At 72.7% G+C, this 19583-nt stretch carries 16 protein-coding genes; 14 read left to right on the plus strand and 2 right to left on the minus strand.

Features of this window, described 5'->3' with window-relative positions; translation table 11 throughout:
- Window positions 1-372: 372 nt before the first annotated feature.
- From ACIQV3_RS18410 to ACIQV3_RS18465, 12 genes are all read left to right on the plus strand, one after another.
- Complete coding sequence (locus ACIQV3_RS18410; RefSeq protein WP_403713443.1) at window positions 373-705, plus strand: (2Fe-2S)-binding protein; 333 nt, start codon at window positions 373-375, stop codon at window positions 703-705.
- On the plus strand, window positions 686-2068 hold the full coding sequence (locus ACIQV3_RS18415; RefSeq protein ID WP_403713444.1) for an NAD(P)/FAD-dependent oxidoreductase: 1383 nt from the start codon (window positions 686-688) through the stop codon (window positions 2066-2068). The genes ACIQV3_RS18410 and ACIQV3_RS18415 overlap by 20 nt, the downstream gene beginning before the upstream one ends.
- 88 nt (window positions 2069-2156) lie before the next feature.
- On the plus strand, window positions 2157-3086 hold the full coding sequence (locus tag ACIQV3_RS18420) for a dihydrodipicolinate synthase family protein (RefSeq protein WP_403713445.1): 930 nt from the start codon (window positions 2157-2159) through the stop codon (window positions 3084-3086).
- A gap of 42 nt (window positions 3087-3128) precedes the next feature.
- Window positions 3129-4133, plus strand: coding sequence for a proline racemase family protein (locus ACIQV3_RS18425; RefSeq protein WP_403713446.1), 1005 nt, complete (start codon window positions 3129-3131; stop codon window positions 4131-4133).
- The gene (locus ACIQV3_RS18430) at window positions 4130-5161 is read left to right on the plus strand and encodes a proline racemase family protein (RefSeq protein WP_403713447.1); all 1032 of its coding nucleotides are present in this window, start codon (window positions 4130-4132) and stop codon (window positions 5159-5161) included. The genes ACIQV3_RS18425 and ACIQV3_RS18430 overlap by 4 nt, the downstream gene beginning before the upstream one ends.
- A 23-nt stretch (window positions 5162-5184) precedes the next feature.
- On the plus strand, window positions 5185-6117 hold the full coding sequence (locus ACIQV3_RS18435) for an ornithine cyclodeaminase family protein (protein WP_403713637.1): 933 nt from the start codon (window positions 5185-5187) through the stop codon (window positions 6115-6117).
- Between the two features lie 74 nt (window positions 6118-6191).
- Entirely contained in the window at window positions 6192-6902 is a 711-nt protein-coding gene (locus ACIQV3_RS18440) for a GntR family transcriptional regulator (RefSeq protein WP_403713448.1), read from the plus strand.
- Between the two features lie 230 nt (window positions 6903-7132).
- Window positions 7133-8884, plus strand: coding sequence for an ABC transporter substrate-binding protein (locus ACIQV3_RS18445; RefSeq protein ID WP_403713449.1), 1752 nt, complete (start codon window positions 7133-7135; stop codon window positions 8882-8884).
- 2 nt (window positions 8885-8886) lie between these two features.
- On the plus strand, window positions 8887-9858 hold the full coding sequence (locus tag ACIQV3_RS18450) for an ABC transporter permease (protein WP_403713450.1): 972 nt from the start codon (window positions 8887-8889) through the stop codon (window positions 9856-9858).
- The gene (locus tag ACIQV3_RS18455; protein ID WP_403713451.1) at window positions 9855-10841 is read left to right on the plus strand and encodes an ABC transporter permease; all 987 of its coding nucleotides are present in this window, start codon (window positions 9855-9857) and stop codon (window positions 10839-10841) included. The genes ACIQV3_RS18450 and ACIQV3_RS18455 overlap by 4 nt, the downstream gene beginning before the upstream one ends.
- Window positions 10841-11872, plus strand: coding sequence for an ABC transporter ATP-binding protein (locus ACIQV3_RS18460; protein WP_403713452.1), 1032 nt, complete (start codon window positions 10841-10843; stop codon window positions 11870-11872). Before ACIQV3_RS18455 ends, ACIQV3_RS18460 begins: the two co-directional genes overlap by 1 nt.
- The gene (locus ACIQV3_RS18465; protein WP_403713453.1) at window positions 11869-12900 is read left to right on the plus strand and encodes an ABC transporter ATP-binding protein; all 1032 of its coding nucleotides are present in this window, start codon (window positions 11869-11871) and stop codon (window positions 12898-12900) included. Before ACIQV3_RS18460 ends, ACIQV3_RS18465 begins: the two co-directional genes overlap by 4 nt.
- Window positions 12901-13012: 112 nt before the next feature.
- Here the strand turns inward: ACIQV3_RS18465 and ACIQV3_RS18470 are convergent, their stop codons facing one another.
- Window positions 13013-15142 carry a prolyl oligopeptidase family serine peptidase gene (locus tag ACIQV3_RS18470; protein WP_403713454.1) on the minus strand — a complete coding sequence of 710 codons (2130 nt, stop codon included), beginning with the start codon at window positions 15140-15142 and terminating at the stop codon, window positions 13013-13015.
- A gap of 126 nt (window positions 15143-15268) precedes the next feature.
- Between ACIQV3_RS18470 and ACIQV3_RS18475 the strand changes: the two genes are divergently transcribed.
- Window positions 15269-16816, plus strand: a complete 1548-nt coding sequence (locus ACIQV3_RS18475; RefSeq protein ID WP_403713638.1) for an MFS transporter — start codon at window positions 15269-15271, stop codon at window positions 16814-16816.
- Window positions 16817-16819: 3 nt separating this feature from the next.
- On the opposite strand, the gene ACIQV3_RS18480 is transcribed toward ACIQV3_RS18475, so the two are convergent.
- Window positions 16820-18247, minus strand: a complete 1428-nt coding sequence (locus ACIQV3_RS18480) for a cytochrome P450 (protein ID WP_403713455.1) — start codon at window positions 18245-18247, stop codon at window positions 16820-16822.
- Window positions 18248-18648: 401 nt separating this feature from the next.
- Here ACIQV3_RS18480 and ACIQV3_RS18485 point away from each other — a divergent pair, with 401 nt between their 5' ends.
- On the plus strand, window positions 18649-19281 hold the full coding sequence (locus ACIQV3_RS18485) for an ADP-ribosyltransferase (RefSeq protein WP_403713456.1): 633 nt from the start codon (window positions 18649-18651) through the stop codon (window positions 19279-19281).
- Window positions 19282-19583 lie beyond the last annotated feature (302 nt).

Consider the following 19583-nt stretch of genomic DNA (forward strand, 5'->3'; position numbering starts at 1 on the left):
GACAGTGATCCGGAGTGGTGCGCCACAAATCACGCTTTACGTCCCGGCCAACACCCCACCCCGCCCCCGTCCCCGACCCCGGGCCCGCAGCCCCCGGCCGGGTTGGTCTGTTCAGCCGTCCGGCGTTTGAGGACCGGGGTCTGGGGCGGAGCCCCAGGGGTCCGGGCGCAGCCCGGTACCCCTGCTCTTCAGCCCGTCCGGCGTTTGAGGACCGGGTCAGGGCGGAGCCCTGGGAACGGTGGAAGGGCGGGTAGGGGACAGCCCCGCAGGGCAGTAGCCCCGGTGCGGAACGTGCCGGGTCAGAGGAACCGCCCCGCAGGGGCAGCAGCTGCGGTGCAGAACGTGCCGCGTCAGAGAATCGAGGAGGAAGCGATGAGCGAAGCCACGAGGGGCCGGAGGTCGCCCCGCGACCTGGTGGGCGGCGCCCCCACCGAAACCTGGAGCCTCCGCTTCGACGACCGCGACCTCCCGGCCCAGTCCGGGCAGAGCATCGCCGCCGTCCTCTGGTCCGCCGGCATCCTCGCCTGGCGCACGACCCGTGAAACCGCCGCCCCCCGCGGAGCGTTCTGCGGGATCGGAAGCTGTTACGACTGCCTCGTCACCGTCAACGGCCGCCCGAACCAGCGGGCGTGCCTCGTCCCCGCCCGCCCGGGCGACCACGTCACCACGCAGGAAGGGACCGGCCGTGACGACCTCGCCGTCTGACCTCGCCGTCGTCGGCGCCGGCCCCGCCGGTCTCGCCGCCGCGGTCACCGCCGCAGGCCTGGGGCTGCGCGTCACCCTGCTCGACGCGGGGGAGCGCCCCGGCGGGCAGTACTTCCGCCACCCCGCGCCCGGACTCGGCGCGGCCCGCCCCGAGGCGCTGCACCACGGATGGCGGGACTTCGCCTCGCGCGAAGCCGCCCTGCGCGCCCACGTGTCGGCCGGCCGGATCACGTATCTTCCCCGGCACCACGTCTGGACGGTGGTCCCGGGCGCCGTCTGGACCCTGCACGCCGTCGCCGGGCCCGAGGAGGCCGCCGCGACGGTCCTGGCCCGCAGCGTGCTGCTCGCGACCGGTGCCTACGAGCGCCAGCTGCCCTTCCCCGGCTGGACCCTGCCCGGGGTCGTGGGGGCCGGCGGGGCGCAGGCCATGCTCAAGGGCGGGCTCGTGCTTCCGGGCAGCCGGGTCGTGGTCGCCGGGAGCGGGCCCCTGCTGCTCGCGGTGGCCGGCTCGCTCGCCGCCGCCGGAGCCCGGGTGCCGGCCGTCGTGGAGGCCTCGGCGTACACCGGCTACGCCGCCCACGTGCCCGCCCTGCTCCGCAACCCCGGCAAGCTCGCCGAAGGCGCCACGTACGGCGGGGCCCTGCTCCGGCACGGGGTCCGCCTCCTGACCCGGCACGCCGTCACCGAGGCCCACGGCACCGACCGGGTGGAGGCCGTCACCGTGGCCCGCCTGGACCGCGACTGGCGCCCGCTGCCCGGCAGCGGCCGCCGCATCCCCTGCGACGCCGTGGCCGTCGGCCACGGGCTCGTGCCGCAGCTGGAGCTGGCCACCGGGCTGGGCTGCGCCACCCTTCCGAGCCCGGACGCCACCGTCGCCCTGGAGCTGGACGCCGAGCAGCGCACCTCCGTCCCCGGGATCTGGTCCGCCGGGGAGACCGGCGGCATCGGGGGAGCCCAGCTGGCCCTGGCCGAGGGGGAGATCGCCGCCCGTTCGGTGGCCGGCCGGCCGGTTCCGGCGCGCCTCGCCCGTACGCGTACGAGGCTGCGCGCCTTCGCCGCCGCGATGGCCGGTGCGCACCGCCCGGGCCCCGGCTGGACCGGCTGGCTGCGCGAGGACACTGACGTGTGCCGCTGCGAGGAGGTCCCGGCGGGCCGGATCCGGGAGGCCGTCGAAGACCTGGGGGCACGGGACGCCCGTACGGTCAAACTCCTCACCCGGGCCGGGATGGGCTGGTGTCAGGGCCGGATGTGCGGGCCGGCCGTGGCCGCCCTCGCCGGGACCGACCCCGCACCCGACCGCAGGCCGCTGTCCTGCCCGGTTCCGCTCCGGCACCTCGCCGCACTTCCCCCCGAACTTCCCTGACGGGAACCGCCGACAGGGCGGCCGCACCTCTTGTGGCCACGCCGTACCCACTAGTAAAATGTCACACATCACCCTAGGGAGCCTTCTCATGACCCACGCGCACACCCCCGCGCCCGCCGGTACGGACACCCGCACCCGCCCCTGGCACGGCATCATGGTCGCCACCACGCTGCCCCTGCGGGAAGACCTGAGCGTCGACCACGACGCCTACGCCGAACACGTCGCCTGGCTGATCGCCAACGGCTGCGACGGCGTCGTCCCCAACGGCTCCCTCGGTGAGTACCAGACCCTCACCGACGAGGAGCGCGCCGCCGTCGTCCGCACCGCCGTCGAGGCAGCCGGTGACGGCGCCCGCGTGATGCCCGGCGTCGCCGCCTACGGCAGCGCCGAATCCCGCCGCTGGGCCGATCAGGCCGCCGAGGCCGGCTGCGGATCCGTGCTCCTGCTGCCGCCGAACGCCTTCCGGGCCGACGCGGACGCCGTGCGCGCCCACTACGCCGAGGTCGCCCGCGCCGGCGTGCCCGTGGTCGCGTACAACAACCCCATCGACACCAAGGTGGACCTCGTCCCGTCCCTGCTGGCCCGGCTGCACGCCGACGGCTCCATCGTCGCTGTCAAGGAGTTCAGCGGAGACGTGCGGCGCGCCTACGAGATCGCCGAACTCGCCCCCGGACTGGACCTGTTGATCGGCGCCGACGACGTGTTGCTCGAACTGGCCCTGGCCGGCGCCGTCGGCTGGATCGCCGGCTACCCCAACGCGCTCCCGCAGGCCTGCGCCACCCTCTACCGCGCCGCCGTCGCGGGAGACCTCGACACCGCCCTCCCGCTGTACAAGTCCCTGCACTCGCTGCTGCGCTGGGACTCCAAGACCGAGTTCGTCCAGGCCATCAAGCTGTCCATGGACCTGGCCGGCCGCCCCGGCGGTCCGACCAGGCAGCCGCGCTTCCCGCTCACCGGCGAGATCGAGGCCGGCGTCCGCGCCGCCACCGAGAAGGCGCTCGCCGAGGGCCTCAGCTAACCCAGTCCGAGAGTCCGAGTCGAAAAGTCCGAGGGGGACTTGATGCGCACCCGAAACGTCTATCACGCGGTGGACTCGCACACCGAGGGCATGCCCACCCGGGTGATCACCGGGGGAGTCGGGGTGATCCCCGGCGCCACCATGGCCGACAAGCGGCTCCACTTCACCGAGCACCTGGACCACCTCCGGACCCTGCTCATGTACGAACCGCGCGGCCACTCCGCGATGAGCGGCGCCATCCTGCAGCCCCCGACCCGCCCCGACGCCGACTTCGGCGTCCTCTACATCGAAGTGTCGGGCCTGCTCCCCATGTGCGGGCACGGCACCATCGGGGTCGCCACGGTCCTGGTCGAGACGGGCATGGTGCCCGTGGCCGAGCCGGTCACCACCGTCCGGCTCGACACCCCGGCCGGGCTCGTCAGCGTCGACGTCCGGGTCGAGGACGGGGCGGCCACCGCCGCCACCTTCACCAACGTCCCCGCCTTCTGCGTCGGCCTCGACCTCAAGGCCGAGGTCCCCGGATACGGCACGGTCACCTACGACCTCGCCTACGGCGGCAACTTCTACGCCTTCGTCGAACTCGACGCCCTGGGCCTGCCCTTCGACCGGGAGCGCAAGGGGGACCTGCTCGCCGCCGGTCTGGCCGTCATGGAGGCGATCAACGCCTCACCGGACCGGCCCGTCCACCCCGAGAACCCCTCCATCGCCGGGATCAAGCACGTCTACCTCGCCGCCCCCGGCTCCGACGCCCGCCGCTCCCGGCACGCGATGGCCATCCACCCCGGCTGGTTCGACCGCTCCCCGTGCGGCACGGGAACCAGCGCGCGCATGGCGCAGCTGCACGCCCGCGGACTCCTGCCCCTGGACACGGACTTCGTCAACGAGTCCTTCATCGGCACCGAGTTCACCGGCCGCCTCGTAGCGGAGACCACGGTCGGCGGCCGGCCGGCCCTCGTGCCCACCGTCACCGGGCGGGCCTGGATCACCGGCACCGCCCAGTACTTCCTCGACCCGTCCGATCCGTTCCCCGGAGGGTTCCTGCTGTGACCGTCGTACGAACCGTGGACTACCACACCGCCGGCGAGCCCTTCCGGATCGTCGACCTCACCTCCGGCGGAGGGCCGGCCGTGCCCGGGGACACCGTCGCCGAGCGCTGCGCCACCGCCGTCGGACCGGGGGGATCGGGCACGGCTCCCCGGCGCGGCCCCCTGGACGACGTACGGCGGCTCCTCGTGCAGGAGCCGCGCGGGCACGCCGGGATGTACGGGGGCTTCGTTGTCCCGCCCGACGACGACGGGGCCCACTTCGGGGTGCTGTTCTGGCACAAGGACGGCTACTCCACCGCCTGCGGCCACGGCACGATGGCGCTGGGCGCCTGGGCCGTGGACACCGGCCGGGTCACCGCCCCGGACGACGGGGACGTCCAGGTACGGATCGACGTGCCCTCGGGGCGGGTCGCCGCGACCGTGCACCGCGCGGCGGGCCGCACCACCGGGGTCACCTTCCGCAACGTCCCGGCCCGCGCCACCGCCCGCAAGGTGCCCGTCGCCACCACCCTCGGCATGGCCGAGGTGGACATCGCGCACGGCGGGGCCTGTTACGCCTCCCTGCCCGCCCGGGACCTGGGCCTCCACGTGACCCCGGCCTCGCTGCCCGAGCTCGTGCGGGTGGGGAAGGAGATCCGGGCCGCCCTCGCCACCCACCCCGGGACCTGGCACCCGGACGGGCCCCTGCTCTCCGGGGTGTACGGGGTCACCCTGTACGAGGACCTCCCCGACACCCCCTTCGGGCCGCACCAGCGCAACGTCACCGTCTTCGCCGACGGGCAGATCGACCGCTCGCCCTGCGGCTCCGGCACCTCGGCGCGGCTCGCGCTGCTCACCGAGGACGGGCGGCTGGGGGAGGGGGAGGACCTGCTGCACGAGTCGGTCGTGGGCACGGTGTTCACCGGGCGCGTCGCCGCGAGGGTGGCCGACGGCGTGGTCACGGAGGTCACCGGAACGGCGTACCGCACGGGCGAACACCTCTTCAGCATCGACCCGCAGGACGCGCTCGGCGCGGGGTTCCTGTGGTGATCCCCCAGCTGTCGGGCGCCGAGATGGCCGGGCTGCTCACCCCGGCCGCCGCCGCGGACGCGCTGGCCGGCGCGCTGCGGGACGGGCTGGACCCGGAGACCTGCCCGCCGCGCAGCGCCCTGCCGGTGCCCGGCGGCGGGGAACTGCTGCTGATGCCGGCCGCCACCGGGGCCTACGCCGGAGTGAAGATCGCCGGGGTGGCCCCGGGGAACCCGGCGCTCGGGCTGCCCCGGATCACCGGGTCCTATCTCCTCCTGGACGGGCCCACCCTGCGCCCGGTCGCCCTGCTCGACGGGGCGGCGCTGACCACCCTGCGCACCCCGGCCGTCTCGGCGCTCGCGCTGCGCCACCTGGCCCCGGCCGGGCGCCCGCTGCGGCTGCTGCTGTTCGGCTCGGGTCCCCAGGCGAACGGGCACCTCGAAGCGGTGCACGCGATGCGGCCGCTGGCGGAGGTGGTGGTCGTGGCCCGTGCGGGGTCCGCGGCCGGCGCCGCCGGCGCGCGGGCACTGGCGGCGCACGCGCGGGAGCTGGGCGTCCCCGCCCGGACGGGGGTGGCGGCGGAGGTGGCCGACGCCGACCTGGTGATCTGCTGCACCACCTCCCGCGAACCCCTCTTCGACGGGCGGCTGATCGCGGCGGGAGCCACCGTGGTCGCGGTCGGCTCGCACGAGCCGGACGCCCGCGAGGTGGACACGGCGCTGGTCCGGCGGGCGGCCGTGTACGTGGAGTCGCGTACGGCGGCCCTGCGCGAGGCGGGGGACCTGCTGGTCCCGGAGGCGGAAGGGGCCATCGGCGCCGGTCATATCAGCGGCACCCTGGCGGACCTGGTCGCGGGCCGGATGCCGGGTCCGGCGGCGGTGAGTTGTCCACAGCTCTTCAAGAGTGTGGGCATGGCCTGGGAAGATCTCGCTGTGGCGGTGGCCCTGTTCGAGGCCGCCGGGAGCGGTGTCCACTGAGGAGCGAGCGCAACGTGACATTGTACGCTGTTCCTCCGCACGCCGATGGTGTGAGCGGTCTCGGAGGAAATGCAATGGGTGACCTGAAGCAGCACAGTCTCATCAAGGCTCAGGAACGGCTCCGCGACCAGGTCGGCCACGCCCTGCGGGCAGCCCTGATAGCGGGTGAACTGCGCCCCGGGAGCGTCTACTCCGCGCCCGGCCTCGCGGCCGAGCTCGGCGTCTCGGCCACCCCGGTGCGCGAGGCCATGCTCGACCTGGCCCGCGAGGGCCTGGTGGAACCGGTCCGCAACAAGGGCTTCCGCATCACGGAGGTCAGCGAGCGCGATCTGGACCAGTACACCGAGCTGCGCACGATGATCGAGGTCCCGACCATCGGCCGGATCACGAAGATCGCCACGCCCGAGGCCCTGGAGGCGCTGCGCCCCATCGCGCAGGAGATCGTCACCAGCGCGCGCGAGCACAACCTCATCGGTTACCTGGAGGCCGACCGGCGCTTCCACCTCACCCTCCTCGGCCTCTCGGGCAACGACCGCCTGGTGGAGACCGTCGGCGACCTGCGCAAGCGTTCCCGGCTGTACGGCCTGACGGGCCTGGACGAGGCCGGCAAGCTGGTCTCCTCCGCCGAGGAGCACATCGAGCTCCTGGACCTGATGCTCAGCGGCGACGCGGAAGCCGCCGAAGCCTGCATGACCCGCCACCTGGGCCACGTCCGCTCCCTCTGGGCCCAGGGCCGCGACGAACCGGTGGGCCGCCCCAAGACCCGCCTGGGCTCGGGCCTCTAGCCCCGGCTCCGGGCTCGGGGCCGCCGGCCCCAGCTCCCCATCCCCTCGACACCGGGCGGCGCAGCGGCGCGCCCGGTGTTTCGGCATGCTCAACGCCGCGCCGCCCGAACCGATTTGGACACGGCTGGATAACGGTGGGTCCGACCTGGGTCCAACCCCTTGTCAGTGCAATTTCACATTACTATGTTACCGGTCACATCATAGAGCGCGGCCCTTCACTGGAGTGACCCATGACCAAGCGCACCCAACTCGCCCTCGCCACCGCCCTGGTGGCCGCACTCGCACTCGGCGCCTCGGGCTGCTCCGACCCCAAGAAGGGCTCCGCCGCAGGTGCCGGCGCCTCCAACCCGGCCGCCGCCAACGACGGGAAGATCCTCGGCGGCGCACCCGTCAAGGGCGGCACCCTCACCGTCCTGTCCAACCAGGACTTCGCCCACCTCGACCCCGCCCGCAACTGGGTCATGCCGACGATGGACTTCGGCACCCGCCTCCTCTACCGCACCCTGGTCACCTTCAAGGCCGAGCCGGGCAAGGCGGGCAGCGAGCTCGTCCCCGACCTCGCCACCGACCTCGGGACCTCCTCCAACGGAGGCAAGACCTGGACCTTCACCCTGAAGGAGGGCGTGAAGTACGAGGACGGATCGCCCATCAAGGCCCAGGACATCAAGTACAACGTCGAGCGCTCCATGGCCCCCGACCTCACCGGCGGCCCCGACTACGCGGCCCAGTACCTCGCCGGCGCCGAGGGCTACAAGGGCCCGCTCCAGGGCAAGCACCTCGACTCGGTCCAGACCCCCGACGACCGCACGATCGTCTTCGAACTGAAGCGGCCCGTCGCCGAGTTCTCCGCCACCGCGACCCTCCCCACCTTCGCCCCGGTCCCCGAGGCGCAGGAGAAGGGCACGCAGTACGACGCCCGCCCGTTCTCCTCCGGCCCGTACAAGATCGAGTCGTACGACCGCGACAAGAAGCTCGTCCTGGTCCGCAACGAGCACTGGGATGCCAAGACCGACACCGTCCGCAAGGCCTACCCGGACAAGTTCGTGGTCGTCATGGGCCTCAAGGGCGGCCAGATCGACGACCGGATCATCGCCGGGGAGGGCGCCGACGCCTCCTCCGTCCAGTGGTCCGACATGCGGCCCGAGAGCGCCCCCAAGGTGCTGCCCAAGCCGGAGATCAAGTCGCGGCTGCTGGCCGAGTCCCAGGGCTGTACCGAGATGCTCCAGATGAACAACTCCCGCGCCCCCTTCAACGACCCGAAGGTCCGCGAGGCCCTGCAGTACGCCGTCGACAAGGAGGCCGTGGTCACCGCGGGCGGCGGCCCGGCCCTCAACGAGGTCGCCACCGCCTACCTGCCGCCGGCCCTCTCCGGCGGCAAGCAGGCCGACACCCTGAAGATCGCGCCTGCCGGCGACCCGGCCAAGGCCAAGGAACTGCTCAAGGCCGCCGGCAAGGAGACCCTGAAGGTCTCCCTGGCCGTCTCCACCGGGGACAAGGGCAAGGCGGAGGCCATCCAGCAGGGCCTGGCCCGCGCGGGCGTCGAGGTGGTCATCGACACCGTCGACCCGGGCGCCTACTACGACGTCATCGGCGACACCACCACCGCCCCCGACCTCGTCCTGTCCGGCTGGTGCCCCGACTACCCCTCAGGGTCCACCTTCCTGCCCTTCGTCTTCGACGGCCGCACCATCAAGGCCAAGGGCAACTCGGGCAATTACTCGCAGTTCAACGACGAGGCGACGATCAAGCGGATCGACGAGATCAACGCCATGGCCGACGCCAAGCAGGCCAACCAGGCCTGGATCGACCTCGACGCCGAGATCATGAAGAAGTCCCCGGCCGTCCCCGTCCTGCTGGAGCGCAAGCCGCTGCTCGTCGGCACCAACATCGCCGGCGCCTTCGGCCACCCCGTCTGGGTCGGCCAGCTCGACTACGCCACGATCGGCCTCAAGGACCCGGCCAAGAGCCAGGGCCAGGGCTGATCATGACCGCCGCCCTCGCCGCCGACCCGGGCTCCCCGGAGGCGGCGGACGCGGCGGCGGCCAAGGAGATCCCTCCGGGCAGCAGCCCCTGGCAGCTCGCCCGGCGGGAACTCCGCCGCCGCCCCGCCGTCCGCGTCAGTCTCTGCGTCGTCCTCCTCTTCGTCCTGATGGCCGTCACCGCCCCCTGGCTGGGTGCGCTGGGAGGCTGGTCCCCGGACGAGTTCGACAAGTCCGCCATCGACCCCTACCTCGGCGGCCAGCCGCTGGGCTCCTTCGGCGGGATCAGCCCCGAGCACTGGCTCGGCGTCGAACCCGTGACCGGCCGCGATCTGTTCGCCCGCGTCGTCCACGGCGCCCAGGTCTCGCTCCTCATCGCCTTCGCCGCCACCACCATCGTGGTCGTCACGGGCACCGCCGCCGGAATCGCCGCCGGCTACTTCGGCGGCCGCACCGACACCGTCCTGTCCCGCCTGATGGACCTGACGATGTCCTTCCCGTCCCTCATCTTCATGATCGCGATGCTGTCGGTGGCCAAGGACGTCAACCGCATCGTCCTCATGACCGTCGTCATCGGCGTCTTCGGCTGGCCCGGCGTCGCCCGCGTCGTCCGCGGCCAGGCCCTCTCGCTCAAACACCGCGAGTACGTGGACGCCGCCCGCGTGGGCGGGGCGAGCTCCTGGCGGATCCTGACCCGCGACATCCTCCCGGGCGTCTCCGGCCCGGTCATCGCGTACACCACCCTGCTCATCCCCGGCATGATCAGCACCGAGGCCGCGCTCAGCTACCTCGGCGTGGGCGTGCGCCCGCCCACCCCCTCCTGGGGCCAGATGATCGCCGAGTCCGTGGCCTTCTACGAGACCGACCCCATGTACTTCGTCATCCCGAGCCTCTTCCTCTTCCTCGCGGTCCTCGCCTTCACCCTGCTCGGCGACGCCCTGCGCGACATCCTCGACCCGAGGGGCGGCCGGACGTGATCCTCTACCTCGCGCGCCGCCTCCTCGCCCTCGCCGGCGTCCTGCTGGCCATCGCCGCCGTCACCTTCCTCATCTTCTACGTCCTGCCCTCCGACCCGGCCGCGGCCGCCTGCGGCAAGACCTGCAGCGCCGAGCGGCTGGCCGACGTACGCGCGTACCTCGGCCTCGACCGGCCGCTGTGGCGGCAGTTCGGCGAGTTCATCACCGGGATCTTCACCGGACGCACCCTCGGCACCGGCCAGTACGCCGTCCAGTGCGACTTCCCCTGCCTGGGCTACTCCTACGAGAACTCCCTGCCCGTGTGGGACCTGCTGATGGACCGGCTCCCGGTCTCCGCCTCCCTGGCCGTCGGCGCCGCCGCCCTCTGGCTCGTCCTCGGCCTCGGCGCGGGAATCACCGCCGCCCTGCGCAAGGACACCGCCACGGACAAGGTCCTCATGGTCGGCGCGGTCGCCGCCGCCTCCCTGCCCGTGTACTTCACCTCCGTGATGCTCATCTACGGAGTCATCCGCATCGCCGGGCTCCTGCCCTACCCCACCTACCAGGCCTTCAGCGACAACCCGCTGGCCTGGGCGAGCAACCTGCTCCTGCCCTGGACCGCGCTCGCCCTGCTCTACGCCGCCATGTACGCCCGCCAGAGCCGCGGTTCGATGATCGAGGCCATGGCCGAGCCGTACATCCGTACCGCCCGCGCCAAGGGGATGCCCGAGCGCACCGTCGTGGTCAAACACGGACTGCGCTCCGGGATGACCCCGATCCTCACCATCTTCGGCATGGACCTCGGCGGCCTGCTCGCCGGAGCCGTCATCACCGAGTCCATCTTCGGACTCCCGGGCATCGGCAGGCTGTTCTACGGGGCTCTGGTCAGCTCGGACCAGCCCGTGGTGCTCGGAGTCACGCTGCTGGCCGCCTTCTTCATCGTCGTCGCGAACCTCGCCGTCGACCTCCTGTACGCCGTCATCGACCCGAGGGTGAGGTACTGATGGCTCCTCCCGAAGCCGCACCCCCCGCGGCCCCGCTGCTCCAAGTCCGTGACCTGCACGTCACGTTCACCACCCCGCGCGGCACCGTACGCGCCGTCGACTCCCTCGGTTTCACCGTAGAGGCCGGCCGCACGCTCGGCATCGTCGGCGAGTCCGGCTCGGGCAAGTCCGTCACCTCCCTCGCCGTCATGGGCCTGCACCGGGGCGCCGAGATCGGCGGCTCCATCGCCCTCGACGGACAGGAGCTGACCACCAAGTCCGAGAAGGAGCTGTCCAAGCTGCGCGGCCGCAAGATGGCCATGATCTTCCAGGACCCGCTGTCCAGCCTGCACCCCTACTACACGGTCGGCGAGCAGATCGCCGAGCACTTCCGGGTCCACTTCCGGGCCGGCCGGGCCGCCGCGAAGCGGCGCGCCGTCGACATGCTCGGCGAGGTCGGCATCCCGGAACCCGCCCGCCGGGCGGGGGAGTACCCGCACCAGTTCTCCGGCGGCATGCGCCAGCGCGCGATGATCGCCATGGCGCTGGCCTGCGAGCCCGACCTGCTCATCGCCGACGAGCCCACCACCGCGCTCGACGTCACCGTGCAGGCGCAGATCCTGGAGCTGATCGCCGGGCTCCAGCAGGACCGCGGACTCGGGGTCGTCATGATCACCCACGATCTGGGCGTGGTCGCCCGGGTCGCCCACGAGGTCCTCGTCATGTACGGCGGCCGGGCCGCCGAACAGGCCCCGGTGGACGATCTGTTCGCCGACCCGGCGCACCCCTACACCCGGGGGCTGCTGGACTCCCTGCCCCGGCTGGACGACGCGGACGACGAACCGCTGCGGGCCATCCCCGGCTCCCCGCCCTCCCTGCTCGCCCCGGCCCCCGGATGCGCCTTCGCCCCGCGCTGCGCCGTGGCCGCCGCGGGCGGCGAGGACGACCGGGAGCGCTGCGCCACGGTGCGGCCCGAGCTCGGACCGTACGGCGACGCCGGACGCGAGGCGGCCTGCCACTTCGCCGGCGCCGTCCGGGAGGTGACCCGATGACCACGGCGAACGAGACGGGCCCCCGCACCGCCCGGGTCCCGGCGGCCCGCGACGAGACCGGAACCCCGCCCCCGCTGCTGCGCGTGCGCGACCTCACGATGGCCTTCCCCGGCAAACGCAGCGTGACCGGGCGCCGGGGGGCGCCCGTGCGCGCCGTCGACGGAGTCTCCTTCGACCTGGAGGCCGGCCGGACCCTGGGCCTCGTGGGGGAGTCGGGCTGCGGGAAGTCCACCACCGGGCGGATGCTGGTCCGGCTGCTGGAACCAACCTCCGGAAGCGTCGAGTTCGACGGCAAGGACATCAGCCGGCTCTCCCAGCGCACCCTGCGCCCACTGCGGCGGAACCTCCAGATGGTCTTCCAGGACCCGCACTCCTCCCTCAACCCCCGCCAGACGGTGGCCCGGATCATCTCCGACCCGCTGCTGGTACAGGGGTCGAGCGCGGCGGACGCCCGCCGCCGGGCCGCCGGACTGATGGAGCTCGTCGGACTGATCCCGGAGCACATCGACCGCTATCCGCACGAGTTCTCCGGCGGCCAGGCGCAGCGCATCGGCATCGCCCGGTCGCTCGCCACCAACCCCCGGCTGATCGTCGCCGACGAACCGGTCTCGGCCCTCGACGTCTCCGTCCAGGCGCAGATCGTCAACCTGATGGAGCGGCTGCGCGCCGAACTGGGCCTGGCCTATGTGTTCATCGCGCACGACCTCTCGATCGTCAAACGGGTCAGCGACCGGGTCGCCGTCATGTACCTCGGCCGGATCGTGGAGATGGGCGACAAGAAGTCGCTCTACGAGAACCCCCAGCACCCGTACACCAGGGCGCTGTTGTCCGCCGTCCCGCTGCCCGACCCGGCGGCGGAGCGGCGGCGCGAGCGGATCGTGCTGCTCGGCGACCCGCCGAGTCCGGCCGCCCCGCCACCGGGCTGCACCTTCCACCCCAGGTGCCCCGTGGCGCAGGAGATCTGCCGCACCGAACGGCCGCTGCTGCGGACGGTCGCCTCCCGCGAGGTGGCCTGCCACATCGCGTAGCCGCGTACCCCCGGGGGACCGGCGGGGAACCCGGGCAGGGGGAGGGCCCCGGAGCGACGATCTCGCTCCGGGGCCCCTCCTTCGTTCCGGTGGTTCCCGTTCCGGCGGCGCTTCAGACCAGGCCGAGTTCCTTGCGGAAGAACTCCAGCTCCAGCGCCATGATCTTCTCCCGCACCCCGCCCGGGGTCATGTGCGTGACGCCCGGCAGTGCGAGGAGCTGGTGCGGACGGCCCGCGTCGGTCAGGGCCTGCGAGAGCCGCAGGGTGTGCGAGGGGTGGACGTTGTCGTCGGCCAGCCCCGTGACCAGCAGCAGCGGCCGGCGCAGCCCCGCCGCGTCGGCGAGCAGGCTGTCCCGCTCGTACACCTCCGGGTGCTCCTGGGGCAGACCCAGGTACCGCTCGGTGTACGCCGTGTCGTACTGCCGGAAGTCGGTCGGCGCGGCCCCGGCCGCCGCCGCGTGGAAGACGTCCGGGCGGCGCAGCACCGCGAGCGCGGAGAGGTACCCGCCGTACGACCAGCCGCGGACGCCCACCCGGGTCAGGTCGAGGTCGGCGTGGCGCGCGCCGAGCGCCCGCAGGGCGGCGACCTGGTCCTCCAGGGTGACCTCGGAGAAGCCCCGGTACATGGCGTGCGTGTACCGCGGTGATACGTACGCGGTGCCGCGGTTGTCGACGGTGACCACGGCGAAGCCCTGGTCGGCCCACCACTGCCGGTGCTGCCAGCGGCGCGGCTCGGCGCTGACGTCCTGCATGCCGGGGCCGCCGTAGCTGTCCATCAGGACGGGCAGCCGCGTGCCGGGGACGTGTCCGCGCGGCAGCACCAGGGCGGTGGGCACCGCGTGTTCGGTGACCCGCTCCAGCACCGGGACCACCCGGTAGGGCAGCGGCTGCGACAGGTCGCCGGGCGGACTGCACTTCGGGTCGGTGGCCCTGCCGTCGGCGGTCCGCAGGACGCGCCGGATGCCGTCGGCGTCCGCGGAGCCGAGCAGCAGCGCCCCGGCGGAGGCCGCCAGGACGGAGTGCACCCCGGGCCCGTCCGCGAGCGGGGTCAGCGCCCCCGTGTCCGGGTCGAGCAGGAGCACCTGCTGCTCGGAGGGGTCGCGCTGCCCGGCCTCGATCAGCAGGCGGTCCCCGTGGGTGCCGGCCACCTTGCGGACCTGGATCCCGTCCCCGGTGAGGAGTGCGCCGTCCAGCGCGAGCGCGCGGGCGGCCCCGCCGGGGGTGTCGGCCGAGGTGAGCATCCGGCCGTCGGCCAGGCGCGCCGGGGTCCCGGGGAGCATGGGGTCCACCCACTGGGGGTGCGTGGTGCGCGACAGCTCCCGGGTCCGCCCGGTGTCCGGGTCGGCGGAGAGCAGCAGGACGTTCCGCTGGAGCCGGTCGTGCACGGTGAGCAGGATCTCGCCGGGCCCGGTGTCGCTCGAAGGCCACTGCGCTTCGGAGAAGTACGGATAGGTCTCGGTGTCCCAGTCGATCCGCACGGCGGCGTCCGGGCCCGGTCCGAGCACCCAGAGCCGCACGTCGGCGTTGGGGCCGCCGGCCTCGGGGTACGCGAAGTCCTCGGCCGGCAGCTCCGGGTGCGCCGGGTCGGCGAACCAGCGCCGCTGGAGGGCGGATTCGTCGACGCGGGCGGCCAGCAGGCGCTCCCCGTCGGGGGACCACCAGTGCCCCCGGTGCCGGTCGAGTTCCTCGGCGGCGGCGAACTCCGCGACGCCCCAGCGGGCTCCGTCGTCGGGGCTGACCCGGCCACCGGGGACGGTGTGCAGGGCGTCGCCGGTGACGTAGGCGACGCGCGAGGCGTCGGGGCTCGGGCGCGGATCGAAGACGGGCCCCGTGGTGGGGAGCTCCTTGGGCTGCGCGGGCGCTCCGGCGTCCGCCGCGCGGGCGCCTTCGTACGCGGCACGGTACAGGCGGCCGTACAGCGCGAACACCGCGGTGCGCCCGTCGGCGGAGAGCGCGTAGGAGCCGATCCCGTCGGCGACGAGCCGCGAGCGTTCGCGCAGCCGGCGCTCGACGACGGGGAGGGGCGCGGGCTCGGGGGACAGCTCGCGGGGGTCGGCGAGCAGGGTTTCGGCGCCGGTGGCGGTGTCCAGGACCCATAGTCCGTCGAAGGGGTCGGTGGGGCCGGTGGAGCGGAGGAACCAGAGGAGCCGGCCTTCGTCGCCGAAGGAGAAGGCGCGGGGGGCCCCGTAGGTGAACCGGGCGGTGCTCGCGGAGAGCCTGAGGAAGTCATCCATGCGATCCATGGAATCAGTGTGTCATGTGAAATACCACACGCTATATATCACACAGCGTATGCCACATGGCCTACGCCGTTCGGGTGGTGACACCCCTGATACGGGTTTAGCGTCGAAAAAGTGGACCCGAACGCTATGCCGAGCAGTACCAGCACCGGGACCGACGGCAAGGTCCAAGGCAACGGCGGTCATCGCGGACTAGCTCTGTTCGTGCTCGCCTCGTGCCAGCTCATGGTTGTTCTCGACATCACCATCGTGAACATCGCGCTGCCGCACATCCAGACCGCGCTCGACTTCTCCACCGAGAGCCTGTCCTGGGTCGTCAACGCCTACACCCTCACCTTCGGCGGGCTGCTGCTCCTCGGCGGCCGCACCGGTGACATCCTTGGCCGGCGGCGCGTCTTCGTCTTCGGCGTCCTGCTCTTCGGCCTGGCCTCGCTGCTGGGCGGATTCGCCCAGAACGCCGGCCAGTTGATGGGCGCCCGCGCCCTCCAGGGCGTCGGCGGCGCCATCGCCTCCCCGACCGCCCTCGCGCTGATCACCACCACCTTCCGCGAAGGACCCGAACGCAACCGGGCCTTCGGCGTCTTCGCCGGTGTCTCGGCCGGTGGCGGCGCGATCGGGCTGCTGGCCGGCGGGATTCTGGTGGAGTGGCTGAACTGGCGCTGGGTGCTCTTCGTCAACGTCCCCATCGCGCTGCTGATCGCCCTGGTCACCCCGAGGGTGATCGGCGAATCCGCCCGCCGGCCCGGACACTTCGACCTCGCGGGCGCGCTGCTCTCCACCCTCGGCATGGTGGCCCTGGTCTACGGCTTCATCCGCGCGTCCCAGGACGGCTGGCGCGACGGGCTGACGCTCGCCTCCTTCGCGGCGGCCGTGGTCCTGCTGAGCCTCTTCGTCGTCAACGAAAAGCGCTCGCCCCAGCCCATCACCCCCCTGCACATGTTCGCCGACCGCAACCGGGCCGGCACGTACGCGATCATGCTCTTCTTCGCCTGCGCGATCTTCGGGATGTTCTTCTTCCTGACCCTGTTCGTGCAGAACGTGCTGGGCTTCAGCCCGCTGCGGGCCGGACTCGCCTTCCTGCCGGTCAGCGCGATGATCGTGGTGACGGCGGGCATCACCTCCCAGGGGCTGCCGAAGTTCGGGCCCAAACCCTTCATGGTGGCCGGCTCCCTCTTCTCGGCCGCCGGGCTGGCCTGGCTCACGCAGACCGACATCCACTCGACGTACCTGGGCAGCATCCTCGGACCGATGCTGCTGTTCTCCGCCGGCATGGGCATGCAGTTCGTGGCCCTGACCCTGATGGCCCTCTCGAACGTCCCCGACCGGGAATCGGGCGCGGCCTCCGGACTGCTGAACGCGATGCAGCAGGTGGGCGGTTCGCTCGGCCTGTCCATCCTGGTCACCGTCTTCGGCACGGCCAGCCGCAACGAGGCCAGGGACCAGGCGGGCAGCTTCCTGCGCACCGCCACACCCGAACAGAAGCTCTTCTTCGCCAAGACCAAGCAGTACCCGAAGCCCTGGAGCGACCAGGTCCTCACCTCGGGCGTCAGCGCCGCCTTCGTGGCGGCAGCCGCCTTCACCCTGGTCACGGCACTGATCGCGCTCTTCGTCATCCAGGTGCGGCCCTCCGACCTCGCCCGCCTCCAGGGCAACCACACGCCGGCGGCGGGCGCCTGACGGTCAGGTCCCCAGGCGGCGGATGCGGCAGCGCACCGGACTGGTGTTGCGCAGGGTGATCCCGGCGACGACGGAGATCTCGGTGTCCACCGCCTCGAACTCGTAGGCCCGTAGCAGCATCGCCAGCGCGATCACCGATTCCAGCATGGAGAAGTGCTGTCCGATGCAGGCGCGCGGGCCGCCGCCGAAGGGCAGCCAGGCGTAGCGCGGCCGCGCCGCCTCCGCCTCCGGCGCGAACCGGTCCGGGTCGAAACGCTCCGGGTCCGGCCAGTAGCCGGGGTGACGGTGGATCACCCAGGGCGCCACGATCACATCGGCGCCGGCCGGGATGGTGTGCCCGTCGACCTCGGCCGCGGCGACCGCGCGGCGGCCGATGGCGGGGGCCGCCGGATAGAGCCGCATGGCCTCCTTGAGCACCTGGGTGAGGTACGGGAGCCGGTCGAGGTCGGCTGCTCCCGGCGTACGGTCGCCCAGCACCGCGGCGATCTCGGCGCGGGCCCGGTCCTGGAACTCCGGATGGCGGGCCAGCAGGTGGAGGGAGAAGGCCAGCGAGGTGGCGGTCGTCTCGTGCCCGGCGAGCAGGAAGATCAGGACCTGTTCGCGCAGCTCGGTGGCGTCGAACTCCCCGTCGTCGTCGCTGCTCGCGGCGGCGAGCAGCGACAGCAGGTCCTCGCCCGCTCCGGAGCTGCTGTCGCCACGTCGCTCGGCGATGATCCCGTCGCACACCGCGTACAGCTCGTCCATCGCGGCGGCCGCCCGCTTGTTGCCCGGAGTGGGCCAGTCGCGGGGGACGTTGACGGGGGAGTAGCCGCGGCGCATCACGTAGGCCGTGATGACCGGAAAGGACCGGTCCACGACCTCGGCGGTGGCGTCCACGTCGGTGCCGAAGAGGATCCGGGCGACGGCGCGCAGCGCCAGGGTCATCATCTCGTCCGCGACGTCGACGACCCCGTCCGGGGCCGCCGCCCAGGCGGCCAGGGTGGAAGCGGTCTCGGTAGCGACGGCGTCCGCGTACCCGTCCACCCGGCGCTTGGTGAACAGCGGCTGGACCAGCCGCCGCTGGCGCAGGTAGTCCTCGTCCTGGCTGGTGAGCAGCCCGTTGCCGAGGGCCTCGCGGACCTCTTGGTAGAGGGCGTTGTCCTTGCGGAAATTGGCCGCCTGCGAGGCCAGTACCTGCTGGGCCCCCTCCGCCGAGAACACGCAGTGCAGCTCGGTGCGCAGCCCCGGCGGACCGGCGGTGATCCGCACGACGTCACCGTGCCGCTGCCGCGCCCGCTGATACGTACCGAGGGCGTCCGCCTTCAGGTCGGCGAGCGACCCGAGCAGCGGGGCACCCTCCAGCCGGGGTATCTCGGTACGGCCGCTGGTACCCGCACCTGTACCTGTACCCGTACTCGTACCTGCTCGTGGTGTTCGCGCTGCTGATGCCATGGCTCCGCCCTCAGAACTGTGCCGACAGGCCGATTCTGGGGGCGGCGGCCCACGGGATGCGAGGTCTCCCGGCCCATCCGACCGAATATCGCCGCAGCGCGCGGAGCCTCCCCGCCCTGACGGAGACGGGCCGCAGGGCTGCTCCGGCCTTGTCCGGGCACGGGGTCCCCGGGTTGCTGACCGAGACCTCGGCGGCGGTGCCGGCCGGCAGTGGGCCTGGGGCGGGACGACCGCGGGCTCCGGTCTCGAAGCGGAGTGCGGATCCGTGGGGCGAGCGTCCGCCGAAGGATCGTTACGCCACCAACTTGCCACCCTGTCAAGGGAGTCCGTGAGATCGCCGACACACTCACCATCGAGTGAGGATGCCCGCGCGGGCGCCATGAGGGCGCGAGGGTGAGCGCATGATCATCTCTGCCCTGCGCCGTCGCGCCGCCGTACTCGCGACGGCCCTCGCCGCCGCCCTGCTGCCCCCCGCTTCCGCCTCCGCGTCCGCCCCGGCCGCCACCCCCGGATCGCTCCACGCGGCGGCTCCCGCCAACTCCTGCCCCCGGGTCACGAACCACCTCTTCGCCGCCGCCGACGAACGCGTCGAGGTGGAACGCATCACCCCTTCCCCCTCCTGGCGGATCAACTGCAAGCAGCTCTACCGCTCGGACGGCCGCCCGCCGTCGGTGGTCTTCGAGGAGGGCTTCCTGCCCAGGGACACCCTGACCGGCCAGTACGACATCGAGAGTTACGTCCTGGTCAACCAGCCCTCCCCGTACGTCTCCACCACGTACAACCACGACCTCTACAAGTCCTGGAAGAGCGGCTGGAACTACTACATCGACGCCCCGGGCGGCGTGGACGTCAACCAGACCATCGGCGACACCCACAAGTACGCCTCCCAGGTCGAGGTGGCCTTCCCGGGTGGCATCGCCCGCTCGTTCATCGTGGCCGTCTGCCCGGTGGACACGGTGAAGAAGGTGGAAATCATGGACCGCTGCGAGGACAACCCGCACTACGAGCCCTGGCGCACCAACTACCCCGGCTGAAAACCTCGTTAGACCAGGGCGTCCGTCCGTCGTCGTTTCGGACCCGGGTAGGGCCCGTCCATCGCCGGCCACGTGGCATGGCGATCTGTGCCTGACCTCACGAGGGGCCCTGGGCAAGGCCTTGATCAGCCATGACGCCGCGGGCGACATCAGTGGGGACGCGGATCGATGCCCAGTTCGATGTCCCCGGCACCGCCCCGGCGGGCGAGCCGCCACGCCGTCAGCTCCGACTCGGGACGCCCAGCGCGGCTACGGACGTGAGGCCGAACCGCCGCTCTGGGCGGGGTCGAACGCACCATCAG

Origin of the sequence: Streptomyces sp. NPDC099050 (assembly GCF_044759865.1) — a bacterium.
GTDB lineage: Bacteria > Actinomycetota > Actinomycetes > Streptomycetales > Streptomycetaceae > Streptomyces.